This window comes from Modicisalibacter sp. (genome assembly GCF_055145905.1).
On the sequence record NZ_JBSREH010000001.1, the window covers coordinates 218826 to 240633 of the forward strand.

The following is a 21808-nucleotide window of genomic DNA, read 5'->3' on the forward strand; positions in this document are numbered from 1 at the left end:
GCCACGAAAAAGCCGGCCATGAAGGCCGGCGTGAAGCTCCGGTGTCGGCGTGCCGCTGGCGTGCGCTCCCGAACGCCGAGACAGGCAGGCGAACGGGAAGAACACCGACACCGGCGGGACAATCAATCCCGGTTGGCGCGATTCTCGATCAGGTCCTCCACCACGCTGGGATCGGCCAGCGTGCTGGTGTCGCCCAGCCCCTCGGTCTCGTTGGCGGCGATCTTGCGCAGGATGCGGCGCATGATCTTGCCCGAGCGGGTCTTGGGCAGGCTGGGCGCCCACTGGATCACGTCCGGCGAGGCGATGGGCCCGATGTCCTTGCGCACCCACTGGGTGAGCTCCTTCTTGAGCGCGTCGCTGGGCTCGTAGTCATCGCCCAGGGTGACGTAGATGTAGATGCCCTGCCCCTTGATGTCGTGCGGGTAGCCGACCACGGCGGCCTCGGCCACCGCCTCGTGGGCGACCAGCGACGACTCGATCTCGGCGGTGCCCATGCGGTGCCCGGAGACGTTGATGACGTCGTCGACGCGGCCGGTGATCCAGTAGTAGCCGTCCTCGTCGCGACGGCAACCGTCACCGGTGAAGTACATGCCCTTGTAGGTGGAGAAGTAGGTCTGGATGAAGCGGTCGTGGTTCTTCCAGATCGACCGTGCCTGCCCCGGCCAGGAGTCGAGGATCACCAGGTTGCCCTCGGTCGCCCCCTCGAGAATATTGCCCTCGCTGTCGACCAGAGCCGGCAGCACACCGAAGAACGGCCGGGTGGCGGAGCCGGGCTTGAGATCGATGGCGCCGGGCAGCGGCGCGATCATGATGCCGCCGGTCTCGGTCTGCCACCAGGTGTCGACGATCGGGCATTTCGAGTTGCCAATCACCCGATGGAACCACTCCCAGGCCTCGGGGTTGATGGGTTCGCCCACCGAGCCCAGCACCCGCAGGCTGTCGCGCTTGCTGGAATCCATGACGTCGTCGCCGTGGGCCATCAGGGCCCGGATGGCGGTGGGCGAGGTGTAGAGGATCGCCACGTTGTGCTTGTCGATCACCTCGCCGAGGCGGCCGTGACTCGGATAACTGGGCACGCCCTCGAACATCAGCGTGGTCGCGCCGTTGGCCAGCGGCCCGTAGACGATGTAGCTGTGGCCGGTCACCCAACCGACGTCCGCGCTGCACCAGTAGACCTCGCCATCCTTGTAGTCGAAGACATACTGATGGGTCATCGCCGCATGCAGCAGATAGCCGCCGGAGGTGTGCTTGAGCCCCTTGGGCGTGCCGGTGGAGCCGGAGGTGTAGAGGATAAACAGCGGATCCTCGGCGTTCATGGTCTCGGCCGGGCACGTCTCGGCCTGGCCGTCGACCGTTTCGTGATACCAGACGTCGCGGCCGTCGTGCCAGTCGATGTCGCCGCCGGTGCGCTTGACCACCAGCACGTTGTCGACCACGTCGGTGCCATCACGGGTCAGGGCGGCATCGACGTTGTCCTTGAGCGGCACCCGCTTGCCACCGCGTACCGACTCGTCGGCGGTGATGACCAGCTTGGACTGGGCATCGATCACCCGCTGGGCCAGGGCATCCGGCGAGAAGCCGCCGAACACCACCGAGTGGATCGCGCCGATCCGCGCACAGGCCAGCATCGCCATGGCCGCCTCGGGGATCATCGGCATGTAGAGGGTGACGGTGTCGCCCTTCTTGACGCCGAGTTCCTTGAGGGCGTTGGCCAGCTGGCAGGTGCGGTCGTGCAGTTCGCGATAGGTGTAGGTCTTGCTCTCGTTGGGGTCGTCGCCTTCCCAGATGATCGCTGGCTGATCGCCGCGCGAGGCCAGGTGGCGGTCCAGGCAGTTGGCGCTGACGTTGAGCTCGCCGTCCTCGAACCAGCGTATATCCACGCTGTGGGTGTCGAAGACGGTATGCTTGATCTTGGTCGGGGCCTTGATCCAGTCGAGCCGCTTGGCCTGCTCCGCCCAGAAGCCTTCCGGGTCGTCGACCGACTGCTGATACATCGACAGATACTTTTCCTTGTCCGCCCAGGCATTGGCGGCGAAGGATTCGCTCACCGGATGGACGCGCTGCTGTTCGGTCATGTCGACCCCCTGTCCTGGAAACTGCGATGGTCGTGATTCGGACCTTGGCGGCCGCGTGGCCGGTGACCCGAGATCGGCGAATAAAAATGGTCCTTTCAGCATATACCCACAGCGGGCGGGGCTCCCAATTAGACATTGGTAGCAGCAATTTTCATTGCCATTTCAGAAACTTACCCGACCCTTAAGCACTCTCGTCCGAGACCGGCCGCAACCACTGTCGACAGTGTCGACAATAGTAGCGCTGGCCGGCGACGATCCGGGCATGGCGTCGCACACCAAGATGATGCTCGCGACAGTCGCAAGTGTAGCGGTAGGGCGCCGGGCTGGCCCGGCGGGTATCGAAGCCGTGGGTGACACGCGGATCGAGGCCGTAGAGACGACGCATCACCGTGCGCCACTCGTGACCGTGGGGGCGCACCCGGCGGCCCTCCTCCAGGTGACGTACCAGCCAGTGCGCCATCTCGTGGGGGATGATCTCGACGAAGAACGCCTGGCGGTTTTCCTCGAGCAGCACCCGGTTGAGCCGCAGCCCGCCACGACCGAAATGTGCCTGACCGGCACTCTGGCCGCGCAGGTCGAACCACAGCGCCGGGCGCGGAAGCGCCGGGAAGACCTCCCGGGCCAGCCGCCAGGCGGCCTCGGTCCGCTCGGTGGCGGCCGCCTCGAGGGCGTCGCGGGACAATGAATCCAGCCAGGCGGCATCGGGAGCGGGGAGAGTCGGACGGGACATGGGATGCTAGAATGCCGCCCACGCCCGTGCGCGTCCAGCACACGCCGCCCGACTGGAGGAAACGACCCCGATGCCCGAAGCGCTACCGCCCACCCCCCTGCTCGATGACGACGAACTGGACCTGCTCGACGATTTCCTCGATTCCGAGCGCGCCGGCGAGGACGCCCTCGACCTCATCGGCGCTCACGGTTTTCTCGTCGCCCTGGCCGTGGCCCCCCGCGAGGTGCCGGCGACCCGCTGGGTCGGCGAGCTGTTCCACGGCGAGCCCGCCTTCGCCGATACCCCAGAACGCGACACCATCCTCGGCCTGCTCGAGCGCCTGCGCGACAACGCCATGGCCGCCCTCGAGCGCGGCCAGCTGCCGGAGCTGCCCTTCGAGCTGACCCTCGACGGCATCGCCTCGGAGGAGACGCCCATCGGCGACTGGTGCGCCGGCTTCATGGAAGGCGTGTTCCTCGACGAGAGCGCCTGGTTCGAGGCCGACGAGGAAGCCGCGGCCACCCTGCTGCTGCCGTTCATGGCGCTGTCCGGGCTGTTCGACGACGAGCCCGACATGGCCGAGTTCATTCGCCGCCCGGCCGACGCCGAACGGCTGGTCGCACAGCTGCCGGAACTGGTGCTCGACCTCTACCTGCACTATCGCGTGCCGCCCGAGACACCCAAGCCGAAGCCGCGCCCCAAGAAGCCCGCCGGGCGTGGCGGAAAGCGCCGTCGCTGAACCAGCGTCTCTCAGCGCAACCGGGTTACCCAGGCGTCCAGCGTCCCGTAGAGCCACTCGCGCAGACGCTGGCGGCGCGAACGCCGGGCCCACTGCTCGGGGCGTATCTCGACGCTCTGGCTGAAATTTTCCTCGAACAGTGACGCCAGCGCACCGGCGAAGCGCGGATCGACAATCTCCTGGTTGGCCTCCAGGTTCCACTGCAGGCTCCAGTGGTCGAAGTTGCACGAGCCGATGCTGGCCCAGTCGTCGGCCAGCGAGAACTTGGCATGGATGAAGCGTGGCTGGAACTCGAAGATGCGCACCCCGGCGCGCAGCAGCCGGCCGTAGAAGCGCTGTCCGGCATAGCGGATGCCGGGGTGATCGTGGGCATCGCCGGGCAGCAGCAGGCGCACGTCGACCCCGCGCCGCGCCGCCCTGACCAGCCGACGCCGCAGGCTCAGGGTGGGCACGAAGTACGGAGTGCACAGCCAGATGCGCCGCTGGGCGTGGCCAAGCTGCTGATGCAGCGACAGGCGAATCGCCTGATAGCGGTAGCCCTGCCCCCAGACCACCCGCCCGCGCATGCCCTGATAGTCGGCCACCCGCGTAACATCCAGCCTGAGCCGCTGCACCAGGCGCGGGTCGCCGGCGCCCCGCGACAACGGTGAGTCCCACAGCCGCGAGAACAGCCGCACCCAGTCCGCCACCACCGGCCCCTCGATGCGCACCGCGATGTCGAACCAGGCGTCGAGGAATTCGTCACTGGCCCCGAAGCCGCCGGTGAAGGCCACCCGGCCGTCGATCAGCAGCAGCTTGCGATGGTCGCGGGTCAGGTTCTTGCCCAGCCGGTACCAGACCAGCGGATTGAAGAAGCGCATCGCCACGCCGCCGGCCTCGAGCCGCCGGCGATCCGCGCTCGACAGCTTCATGGCACCGTAACCGTCGAGCAGCATCAGCACCGTCACGCCCCGCGCCGCCGCGGCCAGCAGGGCGTCGATCAACTGCGCGGCCAGCGCCCCCGACTCCATGAGATACAACTCGAGCAGAATCGATTCCTGCGCGGCGGCCACGGCCTCGGTCATGGCCGGCAGGAAACAGCGGCTCTCCGGCAGCAGGGCGAACCGGTTGCCGTCTCGCCAGACTCCCCGCATCACACCTCCCGGTGTCCGGTTGGGCCATCCCCCGACAAGGGGCCGAATCGCTATAATGCCCCAACATGTCCCGAATCGGCATCCGGATGGCCCTGTTCTCGTCGCTGTTGTCCCCTCTGCGCCCGCTTCTGCGCCGCCTGCTGGCCGGCTGGGTCGAGCTGCGCCTGAGCGAGCCCGCGCCCGAGCGGCTCGCCCTCGACCCCGAGCGCCCCACGCTCTACGTGCTGCCGCGCCCGTCGTTCTCCGACCGCCTGCTGCTGGAAATCGTCTGCCGACGCCACGGCCTGCCCGTGCCCTCGCCCCGCTGGCGCCCGGGCTCGTTGCGCCATAACGGCTGTGTGGCGTTGCCCGATTACAAGCGCCACCGGTGGCCCCGGCGGCGCCCGGACCACGCCCCCTTCGCGCCGCTCATCGACGCCCTGCGCGAAGCCCCCGACGCCGACGTGCAGCTGGTGCCGGTCAGCGTGTTCTGGGGCCGCGCGCCGGGCAAGGAATTCGGCTTCTGGAAGCTGCTCGCCGCTGACAGCTGGCAGCTCACCGGCCGCCTGCGCCGGGCGGTGTCGATACTGGTCAACGGCCGCAACATCGAGCTGTACTGGGGGGAGCCAGTGTCGCTGCGCGGTCAGCTCGCCGAGCGGCCCCCGGAACTGGCGCGACGCCGGATCGCCCGGGTGCTGCGGGTGCATTTCCGGCGCATCCGTACCCGCGTGCTGGGGCCGGACCTGTCGCACCGGCGCACCCTGATCCATGGGCTGCTGCAGGAACCCGAGCTGCAGCGCATCATCGCTGAAACCGCTCAGGCCCGGGGGCAGTCGCAGCGTCGCATCGAGCGTCGGGCGCGCCGCTACGGCCGCGAGATCGCCTCGCACATGAGTTATCCGATCCTGCGCCTGCTAGACCGGCTGCTGCATCGGCTGTGGAACCGGCTCTACGCCGGGGTGGACGTGCACGGGCTGGAGCGCGTCAAGCAACTGGCCGGCGATCACACCCTGATCTATGTGCCCTGCCACCGCAGCCACATCGACTACCTGCTGCTCTCCTACGTGCTGTTCCGCGAAGGGCTGATGCCACCGCACATCGCCGCCGGGCGCAACCTCGACATGCCGCTGATCGGCCCGCTGCTGCGCCGCGGCGGGGCCTTCTTCCTGCGCCGCAGCTTTCGCGACAATCGGCTCTACGGCGCGGTGTTCAATGCCTACCTGCACCGCCTGCTGACCCGCGGCCACCCGATCGAATACTTCATCGAGGGCGGCCGCTCGCGCAGCGGACGGATGCTCACACCACGCCCGGGCATGCTGGCGATGACCCTGCGCTCCTGCCTGCGCGACACATCGCGTGCGGTGACCTTCGTGCCGGTCTACATCGGTTACGAGAAGGTGCTGGAAAGCACTAGCTACCTCCGCGAACTGCGTGGCGCGCGCAAGCGCAAGGAGTCGCCGCTGGGCCTGCTGCGCGTGCTCGGCCGGCTGCGCCAGCCCTTCGGGCGGGTCCAGGTGGCCATCGGCGAGCCGCTGGATCTCAATGCCTTCCTGACCCGCAGCGTGCCCGACTGGCGCGAGAGTCGCCATGATCCGCGCCCGTCCTGGCTGACCCGAGCCGTTCCCGAGCTGGGCCGCGAGCTGGCGCGGCGCATCAACGCGGTGGCGACCCTCAATCCGGTCAACCTGGTGGCGCTGACCCTGCTGGCCACACCGCACCGCGCCATCGAGGCGGAGCTGCTCAAGCGCCAGATGGCGCTGCTCGTGGTCCTGGACCCGGACACGCCGAGCCCCCCGGCCGGCACACCCGACGACTGGCTGGCCGAGGCCGCCGGACTGGGCTTCATCGAGCGTCGAGCGCAGGCGCTCGGCGAGCTGGTGCTGGCCGACGGCGAACGCGCCACCCTGCTCACCTGGTATCGCAACAATGTCCAGCATCGCTTCGCCCTGCCGGCACTGGTGGCCTTCGCCTTCCGCAACAGCGCCCACAATGACCTGGCCACGCTCGACGCCCGCCTCGCCCCGGCCTGGCCGCTGATCGCCCAGGAACAGTTCATCGCCCTGCCCGCCGCCGACTTCCGCAACGCCCTGGAAGCGACCCTCACTCAGCTGGTCGAACAGGGCCTCCTCGAGACCCGCGCCGACGGCTGGCAGCGCCCGCCCGGCCATACCCTGGCCCACGAGCAGCTGCAGTTGCTGGGCAGCCTGATCCAGCCGACCCTGGAGCGCGGCTTCCTGCTGCTGGCGGCGCTGCTGGCCCAGCCCAGCGGCAGCCTGACCCGCGACGACCTCGAGGAGCGCAGCCGCGGGCTGGCCGAGCGACTCACCCTGCTGTCGGGCCTCAATGCCCCGGAGTTCTTCGACCGTCGGCTGTTCAGCGGCCTGCTCGACGCCCTGCTGGCCGAGGGCTGGATCTGGGAGACAGAGGGGCACCTGGCCTTCGATGCCCTGCTCGGAGAAGCCCTCGCCCGCAGCCGCAGCCTCTTCGACCCGACGCTGCGCCGTCGCCTGTGGCAGATCGCCCAGCCCGCCGCCGGGGACGCCCCGAGCGCCGGGCCTCAGGCTCGCAGCGAGCGGTGCACGTAGAGGTCGTAGCGGCTGGTCCTGGCCTCGAGCTGGTGCGACGGCTTGGGCCCCTCGATGGGTGGCGCCTTGCGCGGGCGCTTGACCGCCACGCGGTGCGTCGCCACGTCGAGCGCCGCTTCCAGCAGGCGCGGCGCATCGGCATCGTCACCGGCCAGTTCGCGGAACACGCGCATCTCCTTCTTGACCAGCGCCGACTTGTCGCGGTGGGGAAACATCGGATCGAGATGGATGACGTCGGCAGGAAAGTCGGCCGCGGCGACCGTCGCCGCCAGGGCATCGGCGGCATCCGCCCGGCACAGCGTCAACCGCGCGATGATCGGGGCGACGTCGGCATCCTCGCGGGCCCGGGCCAGGCCGTCGGCCAGCAGCGCGGCGACCCCCGGCACCCGCTCGAGCATCAGCACCTCGGCGCCCAGACTCGCCAGCACGAAGGCGTCGCGCCCGAGGCCGGCGGTGGCATCCACCACACTCGGCGTGATGCCTTTCGAAAGCCCGCAGGCCCTGGCCACGAGCTGGCCGCGCCCGCCGCCGAAGCGGCGCCGGTGGTCGACCTTGCCGCCGAGAAAGTCCACCCGCAGCGGCTTGCCGTAGCGGGCGGGATCACCGGCCAGCGCCAGGCCGGCGTCGGTGGCGACCAGCGCCAGCCCCTCGGCGGGCGGCGTCGCCATCCAGGGCAGCCCCAGCTCATCGGCCAGCTCGCGCAGCGCCTCGCCCACCACCACCGGCGACGTCATGCCGCCCACAGCCACAGCAGCGCCACCCCCAGCAGCAGGCGGTAGGCGACGAACGGCCACATGCCGATGCGATCCAGCGCCGCCAGGAACAGCTTGATGCAGACCAGAGCGGCGACGAACGACAGGCCGATGCCCACCAGCACGTCGTGAATCGCCGCATCGCTGCCGGTCTGCATCAGCTCCAGGCCCTTGAGCGAGCCGGCGGCGATGATCAGCGGAATCGACAGCAGAAACGAGAAGCGCGCCGAGCTCTGGCGGTCGAAGCCCAGCAGCAGGGCCGCCGTGATGGTGATGCCGGAGCGCGAGGTGCCGGGAATCAGGGCCAGCGCCTGGAACAGCCCGATGATCAGCGCCGCCTTGAAGGTCAGGCTGGCCAGGTCGCGGCTGCGGCTGCCGCGCCAGTCCGCCCAGCCCAGCAGCACCCCGAAGATCAGGGTCGCCAGGGCGATCACCAGCGACGAGCGCAGCGAGTTCTCGATCGCGCCGTTGAACAGGGCGCCGACGATCACCGCCGGAATCGTCGCCAGGATGACCATCCACCCCAGCCGGCTCTCCGGCGTCTGGCGCGAACTCAGCGTGCCGGCGCCGGCGAACTGGCCGAACCAGCCGCCCAGGATCGCCACCACCTCGCGGCGAAAGGCCAGCAGCACCGCCGCCAGGGTGCCGATGTGCACGGCGACGTCGAAGGCCAGCCCCTGGTCGGGCCAGCCCAGCACCTGGGAGGGCAGGATCAGGTGCGCCGACGAGGAGATGGGCAGGAATTCGGTGAGCCCCTGGATCACCGACAGCGCGACGAGTTGCAACCAGTCCATGCGGAAGGTCCTTGTTCAGCGGGAGACGGCGCCGGACGCCCCGGCGCGGCGGGTATTCAGGCGCCGGGCTTGGGCTTTTTCCAGGCGACCTCGTTGCGCAGGTAGACCGGCACCGCCTCGTGGGGCGGCCGACCCTCGCCGCGGGCGAATGCCTCGGCAGCCAGGCGCACCATCGACTCGGCGGCCGGGTCGAGTTCCGGCAGGCGTTGGTACAGGGCGTTCTGGACCTCGACGGACATCGACTCCCACAGCATCCAGCCCGAACCCACGCCGCACCAGTCGGCCTCGCGATGCGACTCGGGCAGGGCCAGGCGCTCGGGCGGCATCACCGCCTCGTCGAGCAGCGTCGTCAGGTGCCCGTCCCGGCAGTGATAGGCGGCGACATAGATCTCGCCCATGCGGGCGTCCAGCGCCGGGACCACGAAGCGCACATGGCGTTCACGGTGCACCGCCAGCGCCAGCGCCTCGAGGGTGGAGACGCCGATCAGCGGCTTGTCGAGGCCGAACGCCAGCCCCTGGGCGACCCCGGCGGCGATGCGCAGGCCGGTGAAGGAACCGGGGCCGCGCCCGTAGGCCAGGGCATCGAGATCGGCGACGGCCAGCCCGGCCTCGGCGAGTACGTCATCGATCATCGGCAGCAGGCGGCGGGTGTGCTCGCGCGGGGTCAGCGCAAAGCGCGACACCACTTCCCCCTCGTGCCAGAGGGCACAGGAACAGGCGCTCGAGGAGGCGTCCAGAGCCAGCAGGGTCGACATGGGAATCACGGGGTTATGAATGGCGCGGGCATTATACGACCGGGGCGGGCCTGGCAAAAGCGGCGGCCGGCGAGGCCCCGGGCTATTACAGATAGCTGCGACATGACTCGGGCTGATCCGTTGGCAGGTCTGCGAGGGGCGCTGTGAACCCCTCCATGGGCGCTACCTACGCCATCCATGGCGTAGGACCCCCCTCTTCAACCTGCCCCCGGCGCCCTTGTCAGAGCCAACGGCGATTGCTCTGCCGACGAGGCCGGCAACGCAACAGCCCGGCGGAGTGCCGGGCTGCGGATGAGCGAATGGGTGCAGGCGGTATCAGCCTTCCAGCGCCTTCACCACCTGATCGCGGATGTCGTCGACCGTACCGATGCCCTCGACGCGATGGTAGGCGGGCGCCTTGGCCGGGTCCTGCTCGGCCCAGCGGCGGTAGTACTCCACCAGCGGCTCGGTCTGCTCGTGATAGACCGACAGGCGGTTGCGGACCGTCGACTCGCGATCGTCGTCACGCTGGATCAGCGCCTCGCCGGTGACGTCGTCCTTGCCCTCTTCCTTCGGCGGGTTGTACTCGATGTGGTAGACGCGGCCGGAATCGGGGTGCACGCGGCGACCGGCCAGGCGCTTGACGATCTCCTCGTCGTCGACGGCGATCTCCAGCACATGGTCAAGCTTGACGTCGGCATCCTTCATGGCGTCGGCCTGCGGGATGGTGCGCGGGAAGCCGTCGAACAGGAAGCCGTTGGCGCAGTCGGGCTGGCTGATGCGCTCCTTGACCAGGGCGATGATGATGTCGTCGGACACCAGCCCGCCGCTGTTCATGATCTCCTTGACCTTGAGGCCCAGGTCACTGCCTTCCTTGACCGCGGCGCGCAGCATGTCGCCGGTGGAAATCTGCGGAATGCCGTACCGCTCGCAGATGAACTGGGCCTGGGTGCCCTTGCCGGCACCGGGGGCGCCCAAGAGAATCAAACGCATCTGTGCTGCTCCTTGAATCGTTCGCGAGTCAATTGTTGTTGACATTAGCGTAAATGGGTGTCGGAGGCGGCGCCATCCGTGACGAGTCGAAAGAGCAACGACGATACCGGGGGGGCGGAAGGCAGACAAGCCGACAAACGGTGATGCGCGTCATGATGTCGCAGGACGCGACTCACGCTCAGGTCAGGCGCTGCCAGAGCAGCACGCCCCAGGTCAGCCCGGCCATGATCAGCGACAGCATGACCGCCGCCGAGCCGATGTCCTTGGCGCGCCCGGAGAGCACGTGGTGCTCGGGGCCGATGCGATCGACCACGGTTTCCAGGGCGCTGTTGAGCAGCTCCACCACCAGCACCAGCACACCGCTGCCCACCAGCAGCAGCCACTCCACCGGCGTGCGCGCCAGCCAGCCGGCCAGCGGCAGCATCGCCAGGCACAGCAGCAGCTCCTGACGGAAGGCCGCCTCGTGACGAAACGCGGCCCGCAGCCCCTTCAGGGAATAGCGCGTCGATTGAATCAGGTGTCGCCAGCCTGTCTCGCGGGGCTTCATGGGCACTCTCACAGGGCGATTCTCGGGGAGCCGCTCCGACGGGGCCGTGGCGGCCGCCGGCAGCATGAAGCGCCGATGGTAGCAGAGGCCCCGGGGCAGGCAAGCCGACCGATTGCCCGGCCCCACGGGGGCGACTAGTCTGGGGTGATTCCGCCCCGCCGACTGGAGCCATACCCCATGCCCCGCGTGCTGATGCTCAAGGACGAAGATCCCCGCGCCCGTGTCGAGACCGTCGACGACGACCGCCTGCCCGAGCGCGAGGTCACGATCGACATCGACCATTCCGATCTCAACTACAAGGACGCCCTGGCGGTCACCGGCAAGGGCCGGATCGTCCGCGACTACCCCTTCGTGCCGGGCATCGACTTCGCCGGCACGGTGCGCGACAGCGCCAGCGACGCCTACGCCCCGGGCGACCGGGTGATCCTCACCGGCTGGGGCGTGGGCGAGCGCTACTGGGGCGGTTTCGCCGAGCGCATGCGGGTCGACGCCGACTGGCTGGTGCCCTGCCCCGAAGGACTTTCCTCCCGCGAGGCGATGCTGTTCGGCACCGCCGGGCTGAGTGCCATGCTCTGCGTGGAACGCCTCGAGGAGGCCGGCCTGGCCCGCGGCGCCAGCGTGCTGGTTACCGGGGCCACCGGCGGCGTGGGCAGCTGGGCGGTACAGATGCTCGCCCACTACGGCTACGAGGTGCACGCCGTCACCGGCAAGCCGGATCAGGAACGCTGGCTGCGCAGCCTGGGCGCCGCCGAGGTACACGACCGCACCGAGTTCGAGGGCGAGCCGCGCCTGCTCGACAAGGCCCGCTGGGCCGGGGCCATCGACACGGTCGGCGACACCACCCTGGCCAATGTGCTCGCCCAGATGGAGCCCCACGGTCGGGTCGCCGCCGTGGGCCTGGCCGGCGGCAGCGCCCTGCCCGCTTCGGTGATGCCGTTCATCCTGCGCGGCGTGTCGCTGCTCGGCGTGGAAAGCGCCCGGGTCCCCGTGCCGCGGCGCCGCGACGTCTGGCAGCGCATCGCCGAGCTGCCCCGGGCGCTGCGCGAGGCCATGCACCACGAGGCGATCGGCCTGGAGATGATCGCCGAACGCGCCGAGGCGATGATCAACGGCGACATCCACGGCCGGCTGCTGATCGACCCGAGCCTAGACTGAGACATACCTCAGGGGAGGGCATCGGGCAGGCCGAGAGGAGGTCCTGCGCCAGGGACGGCGCAGGTAGCGCCCAGGGAAGGGTTCACAGCGCCTCCGGCCGGCCTGCCCGGCGCCTGAGCGCTTCGCGCAGCAACCGCTACAGTTGGGGCAAAGGGCGCTTTGCGCTAGAATCACCGCCTTCGAACGCCACCATCGCCGTCGAGCCCGCCCATGCCCCATCGCATCGCCATCAACGGTTACGGCCGCATCGGCCAGTGCGTCCTGCGGGCACTGGTCGAGCGCCCCGAGCTGGATATCGAGGTGGTGGCGATCAACGAGCTCTCGGATCTCGCCACCGTCGCCTACCTGACCCGCTACGACACCACCCACGGGCGCTTCCCCGGCGAGGTGCGCGTCGCGGACGACCGGCTGCACATCAACGGCCACGCGATCGCCCTGCTCTGCGAGGAAGACCCCGCCAACCTGCCCTGGGCGGCGCTGGGCATCGACCTGGTGCTGGAATGCTCCGGCAGCTTCAAGGATCGCGCCACCGCCGAGCGCCACCTGGCCGCCGGGGCGCGGCGGCTGCTGTTCTCCCAGCCGGCCGAATCCGACGTCGACCTGACCGTGGTGGGCGGCATCAACGAGCACCTGCTCGCCGCCGACATGCGGGTGATCTCGGCGGCCTCCTGCACCACCAACTGCCTGATCCCGATTCTCACCGTGCTCGACGAGGCGCTGGGCATCGAGCACGGCGTCACCACCACCATCCACTCGGCGATGAACGACCAGCCGGTGATCGACGCCTACCACAAGTCGGACCTGCGCCTGACCCGCTCGGCGATGCAGTCGATCATCCCCGTGGACACCGGCCTGGCGCGCGGCATCGAGCGCCTGATGCCGCACCTCGCCGGGCGCTTCGAGTGCCTGCACGTGCGGGTGCCGACCATCAACGTCTCGGCCATGGACATGGCCATCTCGGTGCGCCGGGCCACCACCGCCTCGGCCGTCAACGATCTGCTGCGCGAGGCCAGCCACGCGCGGCTCGCCGGCCGCCTCGGCTACACCGAGGAACCCATGGCCTCGGTCGACTTCAACCACGATCCACGCTCGGGTATCGTGGACGCCACCCAGACACGGGTCGCCGGCGGCCACCTGATCAAGATGCTCGGCTGGTTCGACAACGAGTGGGGCTTCGCCAACCGCATGCTCGATGTCGCCGGCCGCCTGGCGGAGCTCGACGCGCGGCGCTGACACCGCCCCGGCGACCGCGGTGGACACCGGACATTCTGGATTCGTCAACAGAGGATACGCCACATGAACGTGCGCAAGATGACCGACCTCCCTCTCGCCGGCCGGCGAGTGCTGATTCGAGAGGACCTCAACGTGCCGGTCAAGCAGGGCAACGTCACCTCGGATGCCCGTATCCGCGCCTGCCTGCCGACCATCCAGGCCGCCCGCGACGCCGGCGCCCGGGTGATGCTGATGAGCCACCTGGGACGCCCCACCGAGGGCGAGCCCGCCGAGGAGTTCTCGCTGGCGCCGGTCGCCGCCCATCTCGGCCAGCTGCTCGGCCAGCCGGTACGGCTGGTCAGCGACTATCTCGACGATCCGGTCGACGTGGCCGAAGGCGAGGTGGTACTGCTCGAGAACGTGCGCTTCAATGTCGGCGAGAAGAAGGACGACGAGACCCTGGCCAAGGCCTACGCGGCGCAGTGCGACGTCTACGTGATGGACGCCTTCGGCACCGCCCATCGCGCCCAGGCCTCCACCCACGGCGTGGCGCGCTTCGCCCCCGCCGCCTGCGCCGGCCCGCTGCTCGCCCAGGAACTCGAGGCGCTGGAGAAGGCGCTGGCCACCCCGGCACGGCCGATGGTCGCCATCGTCGGCGGCTCCAAGGTCTCGACCAAGCTCGAGGTGCTCAACGCCCTGGCCGAGAAGTGCGATCAGCTGATCGTCGGCGGCGGTATCGCCAACACCTTCATCGCCGCGGCCGGCCACAACGTCGGCAAGTCGCTGCACGAGGCCGACCTGATCGAGCAGGCCAGGGCGCTGATGGCCCGGGTCGAGATCCCGCTGCCCACCGACGTGGTGGTCGCCACCGAGTTCTCCGAATCCGCCGAGGCCGTGGTGCGCCCGGTCGACCAGGTGCGCGACGACGAGATGATCCTCGACATCGGCCCGGACACCGCCGCGCGCTTCGGCGGCCTGCTCAAGGACGCCGGCACCATTCTGTGGAACGGCCCCGTGGGCGTCTTCGAGATCGATCAGTTCGGCAAGGGCACCGAGGCGCTGTCCCGAGCAATCGCCGAGAGCAACGGCTTCTCCATCGCCGGCGGCGGCGACACCCTGGCGGCCATCGACAAGTACGGCATCGCCGAGCAGGTCTCTTACATCTCCACCGGCGGCGGCGCCTTCCTCGAGTACGTGGAAGGCAAGACGCTGCCCGCCGTTGCAGCCCTCGAGGCCGCCGACCGCTAACCCTGCAGCATTCACACAACCATCATCACGGGGCGGCCCAGAGGCCGCCCTTCGACTGTCAGCGAGGAAACACACTCCCCATGGCCCTGATCAGCCTGCGTCAACTTCTCGACCATGCCGCCGAGCACGGCTACGGCGTGCCGGCCTTCAACGTCAACAACCTCGAGCAGATGCGCGCCATCATGGAAGCCGCCGACCGCACCGATTCGCCGGTGATCGTCCAGGCCTCCGCCGGCGCCCGCAAGTATGCCGGGGCGCCCTTCCTGCGCCACCTGATCCTGGCCGCGATCGAGGAGTTCCCGCACATTCCGGTGGTCATGCATCAGGACCACGGCACCTCGCCCGCCGTCTGCCAGCGTTCCATCCAGCTGGGCTTCTCCTCGGTGATGATGGATGGCTCGCTGAAAGCCGACGGCAAGACGCCCGCCGACTATGACTACAACGTCGATGTCACCCGGCGCACCGTCGAGATGGCCCACGCCTGCGGCGTCTCCGTCGAAGGCGAGCTGGGCTGCCTGGGCAGCCTGGAAACCGGCCAGGCCGGCGAGGAGGACGGCGTCGGTGCCGAGGGCACGTTGTCCCACGATCAGCTGCTCACCGACCCCGAGGAAGCGGCCGCCTTCGTCGCGGCGACCCACGTCGACGCCCTGGCGATCGCCATCGGCACCAGCCACGGCGCCTACAAGTTCACCCAGCCGCCCACCGGCGACACCCTCTCCATCGCCCGCATCAAGCAGATCCACGAGCGTATCCCCAACACCCATCTGGTGATGCACGGCTCCAGCTCGGTGCCCCAGGAGTGGCTGGAGATCATCAACGAGTACGGCGGTCAGATTCCCGAGACCTACGGCGTGCCGGTCGAGGAGATCGTCGAGGGCATCAAGCACGGCGTGCGCAAGGTCAACATCGACACCGACCTGCGTCTGGCCTCCACCGGCGCGGTACGTCGCTTCCTCGCCCACAACCCGGCCGAGTTCGACCCGCGCAAGTACCTCAAGGAGACCGTCGCGGCCATGCGCGATGTCTGCGTGGCCCGCTTCGAGGCCTTCGGCAGCGCCGGTAACGCCAGCCGGATCCAGCCGATCGGCCTGGAAGCGATGTTCGAGCGCTACGCGCGCGGCGAGCTCGACCCGCGGGTCAACTGAGCCCTTGCCACGCCGCGCCGCCGGGAAACCGGCGGCCCCCATCGCCTTCCCCCTCGCCATCGAGGCCCGCCATGCACAACCTGATCGTTCCCTCCCTCGTCATCCTCATCGCCGCGGCGGTGATCTTCGGTGGCCAGGCCATCCAGGAGAGCCGGCTCGACGACCATATCGCCGACGCCATCGCCGCCACGCTCGACAAGGACGCTGTCGAGGTGACCGCCATGCGCGAGGTCAACAAGGGCTACGGCATCTGCGGGCAATACCGCCTGCCCGGCGGCGAGCCGGCCGCCTTCTTCTACAACAAGGTCAACGAGCACCTGGCACTGGGCAGCGACTCCCGCCGCTACCGCAACAACTGCCGGACGCACTGATCCGCCTTCTATTTTTTGCAGCCACTCGCGAGGCGTTCCGATGAGCATCCGACGCCAGACCGGCACGGCCAGCCTGATCGTCATTCTCACCGGCGCGCTCTGGGGCCTCTACTGGATTCCGGTGCGCCGCCTGGACGCGCTGCTTCCCGGCGCCTGGGGATCACTGCTGATCGTCGCCCTGGCGACGCTGCTGCTGTCCCCGTTCGCGGTGATCCATCGCCGCCGCCTGCGCGCCGCCGATCCGTGGTCGCTGGCGGCGATCGCGCTCGGCGGCGCGGCCTTCGTCATGTACTCGATCGGCCTGGTCCACGGCCGGGTCGCCACCGTGATCCTGCTGTTCTACCTGACGCCGGTGTGGAGCACGCTGATCGCGCGGCTGTGGCTGCGCTGGCCGACGCCCTGGCCTCGCTATGCGGCCATCGCGGTCGGCTTCGCCGGTCTCGCACTGGTGCTCGGTGACAACGGCACGCTGCCGCTGCCGCGCGGGGTCGGCGACTGGCTGGGGCTGGCGTCGGGCCTGCTGTGGGCGCTCTCCTCGACCGGCATCCGCCTGCGGGGCGAGACCACCGGCGCGATGGAGGGCAATTTCATCTTCTGTGCGGGCGCGACGCTGACCGCCGCGGCACTGGCGCCGTGGCTGTCGCCCTGGCCGGCCCTGCCGTCATCCCCGGAGTGGCCCACGCTGATCGGCTGGTCACTGGCCGCCGGCGGGCTGTGGTGGGCCCTGTCGCTGTCGGCCCTGTTGTGGGCCGCCACGCGCCTGGAACCGGCGCGCCTGGGTATCCTGCTGATGAGCGAGGTACTGGTCGGTGTGATCTCCGCGGCGCTGTTCGCCGGCGAGCCCTTCGGCCTGCAGGCCAGTCTGGGCGCACTGCTGGTAATCGCCGCGGCACTGCTCGAACTGTGGCCGATTTCGCGGGCAGGACAGGACACGCGCGTCTAGGCTGACGGCACGCTACACGCCGTCAAACGACTCAAGGAGGAGTCATGCAAAACGCGATAGGGCCCGCGCTGGTCATGCTCGCGGCCTTCCTGTGGGGTATTTCCGGCGGGCTCGCCGGCCTGCTCATGGACCACGACTGGAGCCCGGCCGTGGTCACATTCTACCGCGGCGCCGTCGGCCTGGTGTGCCTGCTGCTCGGCTGGCTGCCGCACACCGTCCGCCATGTCCGGCACATCAATCGCCGCCTGCTGGCCTGGGCGGTCCTGGCCGGACTGGGAGTCGCCGGCAACCTGACCTTCTACGCAATCGCCATCGACCGAACCAGCGTGGCGATCGCCGCGACGCTGATGTATACCGCGCCCGTCCACGTCTTCGCCGTCGCCTGCCTGACCGGCAACGAGCGCCCCACTCTGGGCAAGGGCCTGGCCATCGCGCTGGTGATGATCGGCATCGTCCTGCTCACCGACGTGCTGGGCGGCGGCGGGCAGGCGGTCACGCTGGTCGGGGTAGCCGCCGGGCTCGCCTCGGCGCTCTCCTACGCGCTGTTCATCTTCGCCTTTCAGCGGTCCGCGGCCCACGGCGCCATGACCAGCACGCTGATCATCGCCTTTGCGGTCTTCAGTATCGTCCTCGGCCTGATCATGAATCGCGGCGAGGCCGTGCAGGCGCTGTACAGCAGCGACCTGCAGCTCTTCCTGCTGCTCGGACTGCTCGGTGCCGGGCTGTCATTCGCCGTCTACCTGCCGGGCCTGCGACGCACCCCGGCGACCATCGCCTCGATCGTCGCCATGATCGAGCCGGTCACCGCCGCCCTGTTCGGCCTGCTGGTACTCGGCGAGTCGCTGGACCTCGGTCAGGCAGCCGGGCTGGCGCTGATCGTCATCACGGTGACGGTGCTGAGCGCACGGCGACCCTGACGAGGTGCGGCGGCGGCGGTTCGCCTGCTAAACTCTGCGCCCCCCGTCGCCGCCACCGGAGCCGTCATGTCCGCCGATGCCCCCCGTCCATCGCCTCGCCACCTCGCCAGCCTGGCCACCCTCGTCGCGGTAGGGGCATTTCTGCTGCTGGTCCCGGGCGCGCCCGAGGTGACCCGGGCGGCAAGTGTCATCGTGCTGGCGATCGCCCTGTGGGCGACCGGCTGGCTGCCGCAGTGGCTGACCGCCCTGGCCTTCTTCACGCTGTGTACCGTCGCCGGCGTCGCTCCACCCGACACGGTCTTCGCCGGGTTCGCCTCGGCGGCGACCTGGCTGGTGTTTTCGGGACTGGCGATCGGCGCGGCGATCCAGCACACCGGTCTGGGCGCCACCGTGGCGACACGGGTCGGCCCGCATCTTAGGGGATCCTACGCCGGGGCCGTGAGCGGCGTGGTGGCACTGGGCCTGGCCATGGCCTTCGTCATGCCCTCGGGCATGGGGCGCGTGGTGCTTTTGGTACCGATCCTGATCACCCTGGCCGACCATCTGGGCTATGCGGAGGGCCGCCCTGGGCGAACCGGCGTCATCCTCGGCGGCATCATGGGCACCTTCCTGCCCACCTACGCCATCCTGCCGGCCAATGTGCCCAACAACGTGCTGATGGGGGCGGTCGAGGCGGTGCTCGGCGAAGCGCCGACCTACAGCGCCTACCTGCTGCTGCACTTTCCCGTGCTCGGCGCCCTGAAGACGGTGCTGTTGATCGCGGTAATGCTCAAGCTCTATCCCGACCACGCCCCCACACCCGGCGTCGCGGCGCCCGACAAGGCCACAGCCCCCCACACGCCGCTGAGTCGCCCGGAACGCCGCCTGGGCCTGCTGCTGCTGCTGGCGGTGGCGCTGTGGCTCAGTGACGCCTGGCACGGCATCTCGCCGGCCTGGATCGGTCTGGCGATCGCCCTGGCCTGCCTCTTCCCGGGCAGCGGCCTGATGGCCGAGCGGCCGATGAAATCCCTGAACTTCGAGCCGCTGATCTACGTTGCCGGCATCGTCAGCCTGGGCGCACTGGCCCATCATAGCGGGCTGGGCGAGCGGGTTGCGCATTACCTGCTGGCTGCGCTGCCGCTGTCCGGCACCGGCGATGCCGCGACCTTCGGCCTGCTGAGTGGCCTGGCCATGGTCCTGGGCACCTTCGTCACCCTGCCCGGCGTACCGGCGATCCTGACGCCCATGGCACCGGAACTGGCCGCGATCACCGGCTGGTCGCCGGATGCGGTCACCATGACGCAGGTAGTGGGGTTTTCCACGGTGCTGCTGCCCTATCAGGGGCCGCCGCTGGTGGTCGGGCTGCTGGCAGCGGGGCTGCGCCTGCGCGATGCGGCACGAGTGTGCCTGATCATGGCCGCCATCAGCCTGGTACTGCTGTGGCCGCTGGATTACCTGTGGTGGCAACTGCTGGGCTGGATCTAGCAAACGACACGAATGTGCCGGGCCAGGTCGGGAAAAGACGGGAAAGGGAGGAAGGCAGAAAGGGAAGGAGGGCAGGCGCCGCCGAAGCGGCGCGACGCACAGGCATCAGTCGATGCCGTAGAGTCCCATCATCTGCCGACGGTAGCCTTCATAGGCACTCTCGGTCATGCGCTCGAGCAGGCGATAGGCCGAGCGGCCAAGACGACGGGACAGGGATTGGCGGGAAGCGGTCTGGGTTGTCATGCGAGAACCTCGGTCGGTGACGTGTCCCGACAGTATGCCATGACGTTAGACTTTGGTCTAATTCGTACGACTTTCGCCTAACAAGCCGACCGCTCCCGAGGCAAGAATGCTATCCCAGCGGGCGACGCGGCAATGACCGCGAGCGTCTGCGGCGACGCGCCCGATGCAGCGCTTCGCTGCCCATTCGTCGCCCCGCCACGCGCGCCACACCCACCAGAACGCCGGACGCCGCGCCCCACACCAGGGCATCGCGCCAGCGCACATCGCGCTCGTAGGGATCGAGCGGCGCCTTGCCGACCTTCCGTTCATAGACCTTGCGGGTCCCGTTGCGCACGGCGATGCCGGCGGCGATCGCCGTGCCCGCGCTGATCAGCGACCACAGGGTGCTCTCTCTCATGACGCTCACTCCTTCCGTGACAGTGGGCGAAAACCGCATGATGCAGCGGCCGTTCCGCCTCCAGCCTAGCCGAGGATCTCGGCAGACCCCAGCCCGAGGCCGGCTATTGCTGTATCATCGATGGCCACGGCCTTCCGCCAATCAGGTATTTGTGCATGCAGTCTTCCCCCTCCCCGACCGCCCCGGCGTCGTCACCCACCCCCTGGCGAGCGGGTGTCATGGCCGCCGAAACCTGGGCCAGCGCCCTGGCCACGATCGCCCTGCGCCAGCAGCTGTGGCTGACCCAGCCCCCGACCAGCCTGCCGCTGCTGGACGAGAACCAGCGCATGGTGACCGAGAAGTGGGAGGCCGGGGTCGAGCTGGCCGCCGTCTGGCACGAGACCTGGGTGGCCGCCTGCCACGGCCGCCTGCCCTGCTGGTGGGAATCCAGCCAGCGGATCCTGCATCCGCTGCACCGACGCACCATGGCCAACTCGCGGCGCCTGACGGCGCGCCCCGCAAGACGGCCCTGACGCCCCCGGGAACCCTCCCTCACCCGTCCGGCGGCGCGTCCCGGCTGCCGTCGTAGCGAATGCAGTGGCCGTAACGCTCCCACGACGGCTCGTCGTTGGGACTGTTGTGGAAGGTATCGTCCTGCGAGAGGTTGGGCGGCGTGTCGAAGCCGCGGCAGTTGGCGGCATCGTCCAGCGAGACCTGAAAGCCGTGACCGTTGTCGACGAAGCGGTTGTGGCGGAAGACGTTGTCGCGGCTGAAGCTGTCCTCCCAGCACTCCACCGGGTTGCGGTGACGGATCGAGCAGGTCAGGAACACCCCGGCCTTGTGGTTGCCGCGGAACAGGTTGCCGCGGAAGACATTGTGCTCGGCATCCGCCAGGTAGATGCCGTGGGAGCCGTTGTCGAGAAGGCGGTTGTCGATGACCTCGCCGTCGCGCAGGTATTCGACCGTGATCCCCGCCGCCACGTTGTCCTCGATGGTGTTGCCGACGACCCGCGTCGCCCCCGCCCGATTGAGCGACAACCCGTCCCACTGCGCCCGGGCCAGGTGGTTGTCCGCGATGGTCACGTCGCGGCTGTGATACTCGGTCAGCAGACAGGCGCTGCGGCAGTCCTGGATATCCAGCCGGCGCAGGGTCACGCCGTCGCCGCGCCGCACGATCAGCGCGCTGTTGCTGAGGTAGGGCAGGTCCTCGCGAAACTCCGGGCCGCCGTCGCCGCTGCCGCGAATCGCCAGGTCGCTGACCGTGACGTCGTGGATCGGCTGGCCCGGCACCTGCCGACGCGCCTCGCCGAGCACCAGCACCGGGCTGACCACGCCCTCCACCAGACTCAGGCGGGTGGCCTGGGCGCCCTGACCGCGCAGGGTCACGTGGTCACGCTCGACCGTGACCATGTCCTGGAGGCGGAAGTCTCCCGCCGCCAGGCACACGGTCTGCGGCGCACCGCTGTCGGGCAGCCCGTCGATCGCGTCCTGCAGGCTTTCCCCGGGGCGCACCAGCCGATCGCAGTCATCACCGCCCGTCGCCGCCAGCGCGCCACCGCTCATCAGCCCGCTCAGCACCAGCAATCCGAGGCCCAGCAGAAGGTCGCCCAACCGCCGCCCGCCGAATCGTCTCGTCATCACGCCTCCTTGTGATACGTCGCCTCGCCCGGATCGCCGGGCCCGTGTACGGACTT

The 21808-nt window shown here is 69.3% G+C and carries 22 protein-coding genes; 11 read left to right on the top strand and 11 right to left on the bottom strand.

Annotated features, from left to right (window positions below; all coding sequences use genetic code 11):
- Positions 1 to 122 precede the first annotated feature (122 nt).
- The gene (gene acs, locus ACTCB7_RS01030) at positions 123 to 2075 is read right to left on the bottom strand and encodes an acetate--CoA ligase (RefSeq protein ID WP_463005236.1); all 1953 of its coding nucleotides are present in this window, start codon (positions 2073 to 2075) and stop codon (positions 123 to 125) included.
- A 181-nt stretch (positions 2076 to 2256) separates the two neighbouring features.
- Positions 2257 to 2805, bottom strand: a complete 549-nt coding sequence (locus tag ACTCB7_RS01035) for a SprT family zinc-dependent metalloprotease (RefSeq protein ID WP_463005237.1) — start codon at positions 2803 to 2805, stop codon at positions 2257 to 2259.
- Positions 2806 to 2875: 70 nt separating this feature from the next.
- Between ACTCB7_RS01035 and ACTCB7_RS01040 the strand changes: the two genes are divergently transcribed.
- The gene (locus ACTCB7_RS01040) at positions 2876 to 3523 is read left to right on the top strand and encodes a YecA/YgfB family protein (protein ID WP_463005238.1); all 648 of its coding nucleotides are present in this window, start codon (positions 2876 to 2878) and stop codon (positions 3521 to 3523) included.
- Positions 3524 to 3534: 11 nt separating this feature from the next.
- Here ACTCB7_RS01040 and ACTCB7_RS01045 read toward each other — a convergent pair whose 3' ends face one another.
- On the bottom strand, positions 3535 to 4656 hold the full coding sequence (locus ACTCB7_RS01045; protein ID WP_463005239.1) for a phospholipase D-like domain-containing protein: 1122 nt from the start codon (positions 4654 to 4656) through the stop codon (positions 3535 to 3537).
- Positions 4657 to 4721: 65 nt separating this feature from the next.
- On the opposite strand from ACTCB7_RS01045, the gene plsB reads away from it, so the two are divergent.
- On the top strand, positions 4722 to 7220 hold the full coding sequence (gene plsB / locus ACTCB7_RS01050) for a glycerol-3-phosphate 1-O-acyltransferase PlsB (RefSeq protein ID WP_463005240.1): 2499 nt from the start codon (positions 4722 to 4724) through the stop codon (positions 7218 to 7220).
- On the opposite strand, the gene ACTCB7_RS01055 is transcribed toward plsB, so the two are convergent.
- From ACTCB7_RS01055 to ACTCB7_RS01075, 5 genes are all read right to left on the bottom strand, one after another.
- Positions 7193 to 7888 (bottom strand): class I SAM-dependent methyltransferase, encoded by a 696-nt coding sequence (locus ACTCB7_RS01055; protein ID WP_463005343.1) that lies wholly within the window; start codon positions 7886 to 7888, stop codon positions 7193 to 7195. The two genes, plsB and ACTCB7_RS01055, sit on opposite strands and share 28 nt — an antisense overlap.
- Positions 7889 to 7950: 62 nt before the next feature.
- Complete coding sequence (locus ACTCB7_RS01060; RefSeq protein WP_463005241.1) at positions 7951 to 8766, bottom strand: undecaprenyl-diphosphate phosphatase; 816 nt, start codon at positions 8764 to 8766, stop codon at positions 7951 to 7953.
- A 56-nt stretch (positions 8767 to 8822) separates the two neighbouring features.
- Positions 8823 to 9521 (bottom strand): tRNA (adenosine(37)-N6)-threonylcarbamoyltransferase complex dimerization subunit type 1 TsaB, encoded by a 699-nt coding sequence (gene tsaB / locus ACTCB7_RS01065; protein ID WP_224415822.1) that lies wholly within the window; start codon positions 9519 to 9521, stop codon positions 8823 to 8825.
- Positions 9522 to 9836: 315 nt separating this feature from the next.
- Positions 9837 to 10493, bottom strand: coding sequence for an adenylate kinase (gene adk, locus ACTCB7_RS01070; protein WP_224415823.1), 657 nt, complete (start codon positions 10491 to 10493; stop codon positions 9837 to 9839).
- 178 nt (positions 10494 to 10671) lie between these two features.
- Positions 10672 to 11040 carry a diacylglycerol kinase gene (locus ACTCB7_RS01075; protein WP_463005242.1) on the bottom strand — a complete coding sequence of 123 codons (369 nt, stop codon included), beginning with the start codon at positions 11038 to 11040 and terminating at the stop codon, positions 10672 to 10674.
- A 177-nt stretch (positions 11041 to 11217) separates the two neighbouring features.
- Between ACTCB7_RS01075 and ACTCB7_RS01080 the strand changes: the two genes are divergently transcribed.
- From ACTCB7_RS01080 to ACTCB7_RS01115, 8 genes are all read left to right on the top strand, one after another.
- Positions 11218 to 12195 (top strand): MDR family oxidoreductase, encoded by a 978-nt coding sequence (locus ACTCB7_RS01080; RefSeq protein ID WP_463005243.1) that lies wholly within the window; start codon positions 11218 to 11220, stop codon positions 12193 to 12195.
- 210 nt (positions 12196 to 12405) lie between these two features.
- Positions 12406 to 13428: a type I glyceraldehyde-3-phosphate dehydrogenase gene (locus ACTCB7_RS01085; protein WP_463005244.1), complete on the top strand. Its 1023-nt coding sequence runs from the start codon at positions 12406 to 12408 to the stop codon at positions 13426 to 13428.
- A gap of 63 nt (positions 13429 to 13491) precedes the next feature.
- Positions 13492 to 14655 carry a phosphoglycerate kinase gene (locus ACTCB7_RS01090; protein WP_463005245.1) on the top strand — a complete coding sequence of 388 codons (1164 nt, stop codon included), beginning with the start codon at positions 13492 to 13494 and terminating at the stop codon, positions 14653 to 14655.
- Positions 14656 to 14735: 80 nt separating this feature from the next.
- Positions 14736 to 15800 carry a class II fructose-bisphosphate aldolase gene (fba, locus tag ACTCB7_RS01095; protein WP_463005246.1) on the top strand — a complete coding sequence of 355 codons (1065 nt, stop codon included), beginning with the start codon at positions 14736 to 14738 and terminating at the stop codon, positions 15798 to 15800.
- 71 nt (positions 15801 to 15871) lie between these two features.
- Positions 15872 to 16171 carry a hypothetical protein gene (locus ACTCB7_RS01100; protein WP_463005247.1) on the top strand — a complete coding sequence of 100 codons (300 nt, stop codon included), beginning with the start codon at positions 15872 to 15874 and terminating at the stop codon, positions 16169 to 16171.
- A 40-nt stretch (positions 16172 to 16211) separates the two neighbouring features.
- On the top strand, positions 16212 to 17114 hold the full coding sequence (locus ACTCB7_RS01105; RefSeq protein ID WP_463005248.1) for a DMT family transporter: 903 nt from the start codon (positions 16212 to 16214) through the stop codon (positions 17112 to 17114).
- A gap of 44 nt (positions 17115 to 17158) precedes the next feature.
- Positions 17159 to 18031: a DMT family transporter gene (locus tag ACTCB7_RS01110; RefSeq protein ID WP_463005249.1), complete on the top strand. Its 873-nt coding sequence runs from the start codon at positions 17159 to 17161 to the stop codon at positions 18029 to 18031.
- A gap of 66 nt (positions 18032 to 18097) precedes the next feature.
- On the top strand, positions 18098 to 19495 hold the full coding sequence (locus tag ACTCB7_RS01115) for an SLC13 family permease (RefSeq protein ID WP_463005250.1): 1398 nt from the start codon (positions 18098 to 18100) through the stop codon (positions 19493 to 19495).
- Positions 19496 to 19600: 105 nt separating this feature from the next.
- Here ACTCB7_RS01115 and ACTCB7_RS01120 read toward each other — a convergent pair whose 3' ends face one another.
- Both ACTCB7_RS01120 and ACTCB7_RS01125 read right to left on the bottom strand, forming a co-directional pair.
- Complete coding sequence (locus ACTCB7_RS01120) at positions 19601 to 19738, bottom strand: hypothetical protein (protein ID WP_463005251.1); 138 nt, start codon at positions 19736 to 19738, stop codon at positions 19601 to 19603.
- Positions 19739 to 19847: 109 nt separating this feature from the next.
- Positions 19848 to 20135, bottom strand: a complete 288-nt coding sequence (locus tag ACTCB7_RS01125; protein ID WP_463005252.1) for a DUF4235 domain-containing protein — start codon at positions 20133 to 20135, stop codon at positions 19848 to 19850.
- 218 nt (positions 20136 to 20353) lie between these two features.
- On the opposite strand from ACTCB7_RS01125, the gene ACTCB7_RS01130 reads away from it, so the two are divergent.
- On the top strand, positions 20354 to 20647 hold the full coding sequence (locus ACTCB7_RS01130; protein ID WP_463005253.1) for a hypothetical protein: 294 nt from the start codon (positions 20354 to 20356) through the stop codon (positions 20645 to 20647).
- Positions 20648 to 20666: 19 nt separating this feature from the next.
- Here the strand turns inward: ACTCB7_RS01130 and ACTCB7_RS01135 are convergent, their stop codons facing one another.
- Positions 20667 to 21752: a right-handed parallel beta-helix repeat-containing protein gene (locus ACTCB7_RS01135; protein ID WP_463005254.1), complete on the bottom strand. Its 1086-nt coding sequence runs from the start codon at positions 21750 to 21752 to the stop codon at positions 20667 to 20669.
- Positions 21753 to 21808 lie beyond the last annotated feature (56 nt).

Coding starts and splice junctions, on each gene's coding strand:
- ACTCB7_RS01035 (WP_463005237.1), bottom strand. CDS start 2,805: ATGTCCCGTCCGACTCTCCCCGCTCCCGATGCCGCCTGGCTGGATTCA.
- ACTCB7_RS01110 (WP_463005249.1), top strand. CDS start 17,159: ATGCAAAACGCGATAGGGCCCGCGCTGGTCATGCTCGCGGCCTTCCTG.
- tsaB (WP_224415822.1), bottom strand. CDS start 9,521: ATGTCGACCCTGCTGGCTCTGGACGCCTCCTCGAGCGCCTGTTCCTGT.
- ACTCB7_RS01040 (WP_463005238.1), top strand. CDS start 2,876: ATGCCCGAAGCGCTACCGCCCACCCCCCTGCTCGATGACGACGAACTG.
- ACTCB7_RS01105 (WP_463005248.1), top strand. CDS start 16,212: ATGAGCATCCGACGCCAGACCGGCACGGCCAGCCTGATCGTCATTCTC.
- ACTCB7_RS01075 (WP_463005242.1), bottom strand. CDS start 11,040: ATGAAGCCCCGCGAGACAGGCTGGCGACACCTGATTCAATCGACGCGC.
- ACTCB7_RS01055 (WP_463005343.1), bottom strand. CDS start 7,888: ATGGCGACGCCGCCCGCCGAGGGGCTGGCGCTGGTCGCCACCGACGCC.
- ACTCB7_RS01090 (WP_463005245.1), top strand. CDS start 13,492: ATGAACGTGCGCAAGATGACCGACCTCCCTCTCGCCGGCCGGCGAGTG.
- ACTCB7_RS01085 (WP_463005244.1), top strand. CDS start 12,406: ATGCCCCATCGCATCGCCATCAACGGTTACGGCCGCATCGGCCAGTGC.
- acs (WP_463005236.1), bottom strand. CDS start 2,075: ATGACCGAACAGCAGCGCGTCCATCCGGTGAGCGAATCCTTCGCCGCC.
- ACTCB7_RS01045 (WP_463005239.1), bottom strand. CDS start 4,656: ATGCGGGGAGTCTGGCGAGACGGCAACCGGTTCGCCCTGCTGCCGGAG.
- ACTCB7_RS01100 (WP_463005247.1), top strand. CDS start 15,872: ATGCACAACCTGATCGTTCCCTCCCTCGTCATCCTCATCGCCGCGGCG.
- ACTCB7_RS01135 (WP_463005254.1), bottom strand. CDS start 21,752: ATGACGAGACGATTCGGCGGGCGGCGGTTGGGCGACCTTCTGCTGGGC.
- ACTCB7_RS01130 (WP_463005253.1), top strand. CDS start 20,354: ATGGCCGCCGAAACCTGGGCCAGCGCCCTGGCCACGATCGCCCTGCGC.
- plsB (WP_463005240.1), top strand. CDS start 4,722: ATGTCCCGAATCGGCATCCGGATGGCCCTGTTCTCGTCGCTGTTGTCC.
- fba (WP_463005246.1), top strand. CDS start 14,736: ATGGCCCTGATCAGCCTGCGTCAACTTCTCGACCATGCCGCCGAGCAC.
- adk (WP_224415823.1), bottom strand. CDS start 10,493: ATGCGTTTGATTCTCTTGGGCGCCCCCGGTGCCGGCAAGGGCACCCAG.
- ACTCB7_RS01115 (WP_463005250.1), top strand. CDS start 18,098: ATGTCCGCCGATGCCCCCCGTCCATCGCCTCGCCACCTCGCCAGCCTG.
- ACTCB7_RS01120 (WP_463005251.1), bottom strand. CDS start 19,738: ATGACAACCCAGACCGCTTCCCGCCAATCCCTGTCCCGTCGTCTTGGC.
- ACTCB7_RS01080 (WP_463005243.1), top strand. CDS start 11,218: ATGCCCCGCGTGCTGATGCTCAAGGACGAAGATCCCCGCGCCCGTGTC.
- ACTCB7_RS01125 (WP_463005252.1), bottom strand. CDS start 20,135: ATGAGAGAGAGCACCCTGTGGTCGCTGATCAGCGCGGGCACGGCGATC.
- ACTCB7_RS01060 (WP_463005241.1), bottom strand. CDS start 8,766: ATGGACTGGTTGCAACTCGTCGCGCTGTCGGTGATCCAGGGGCTCACC.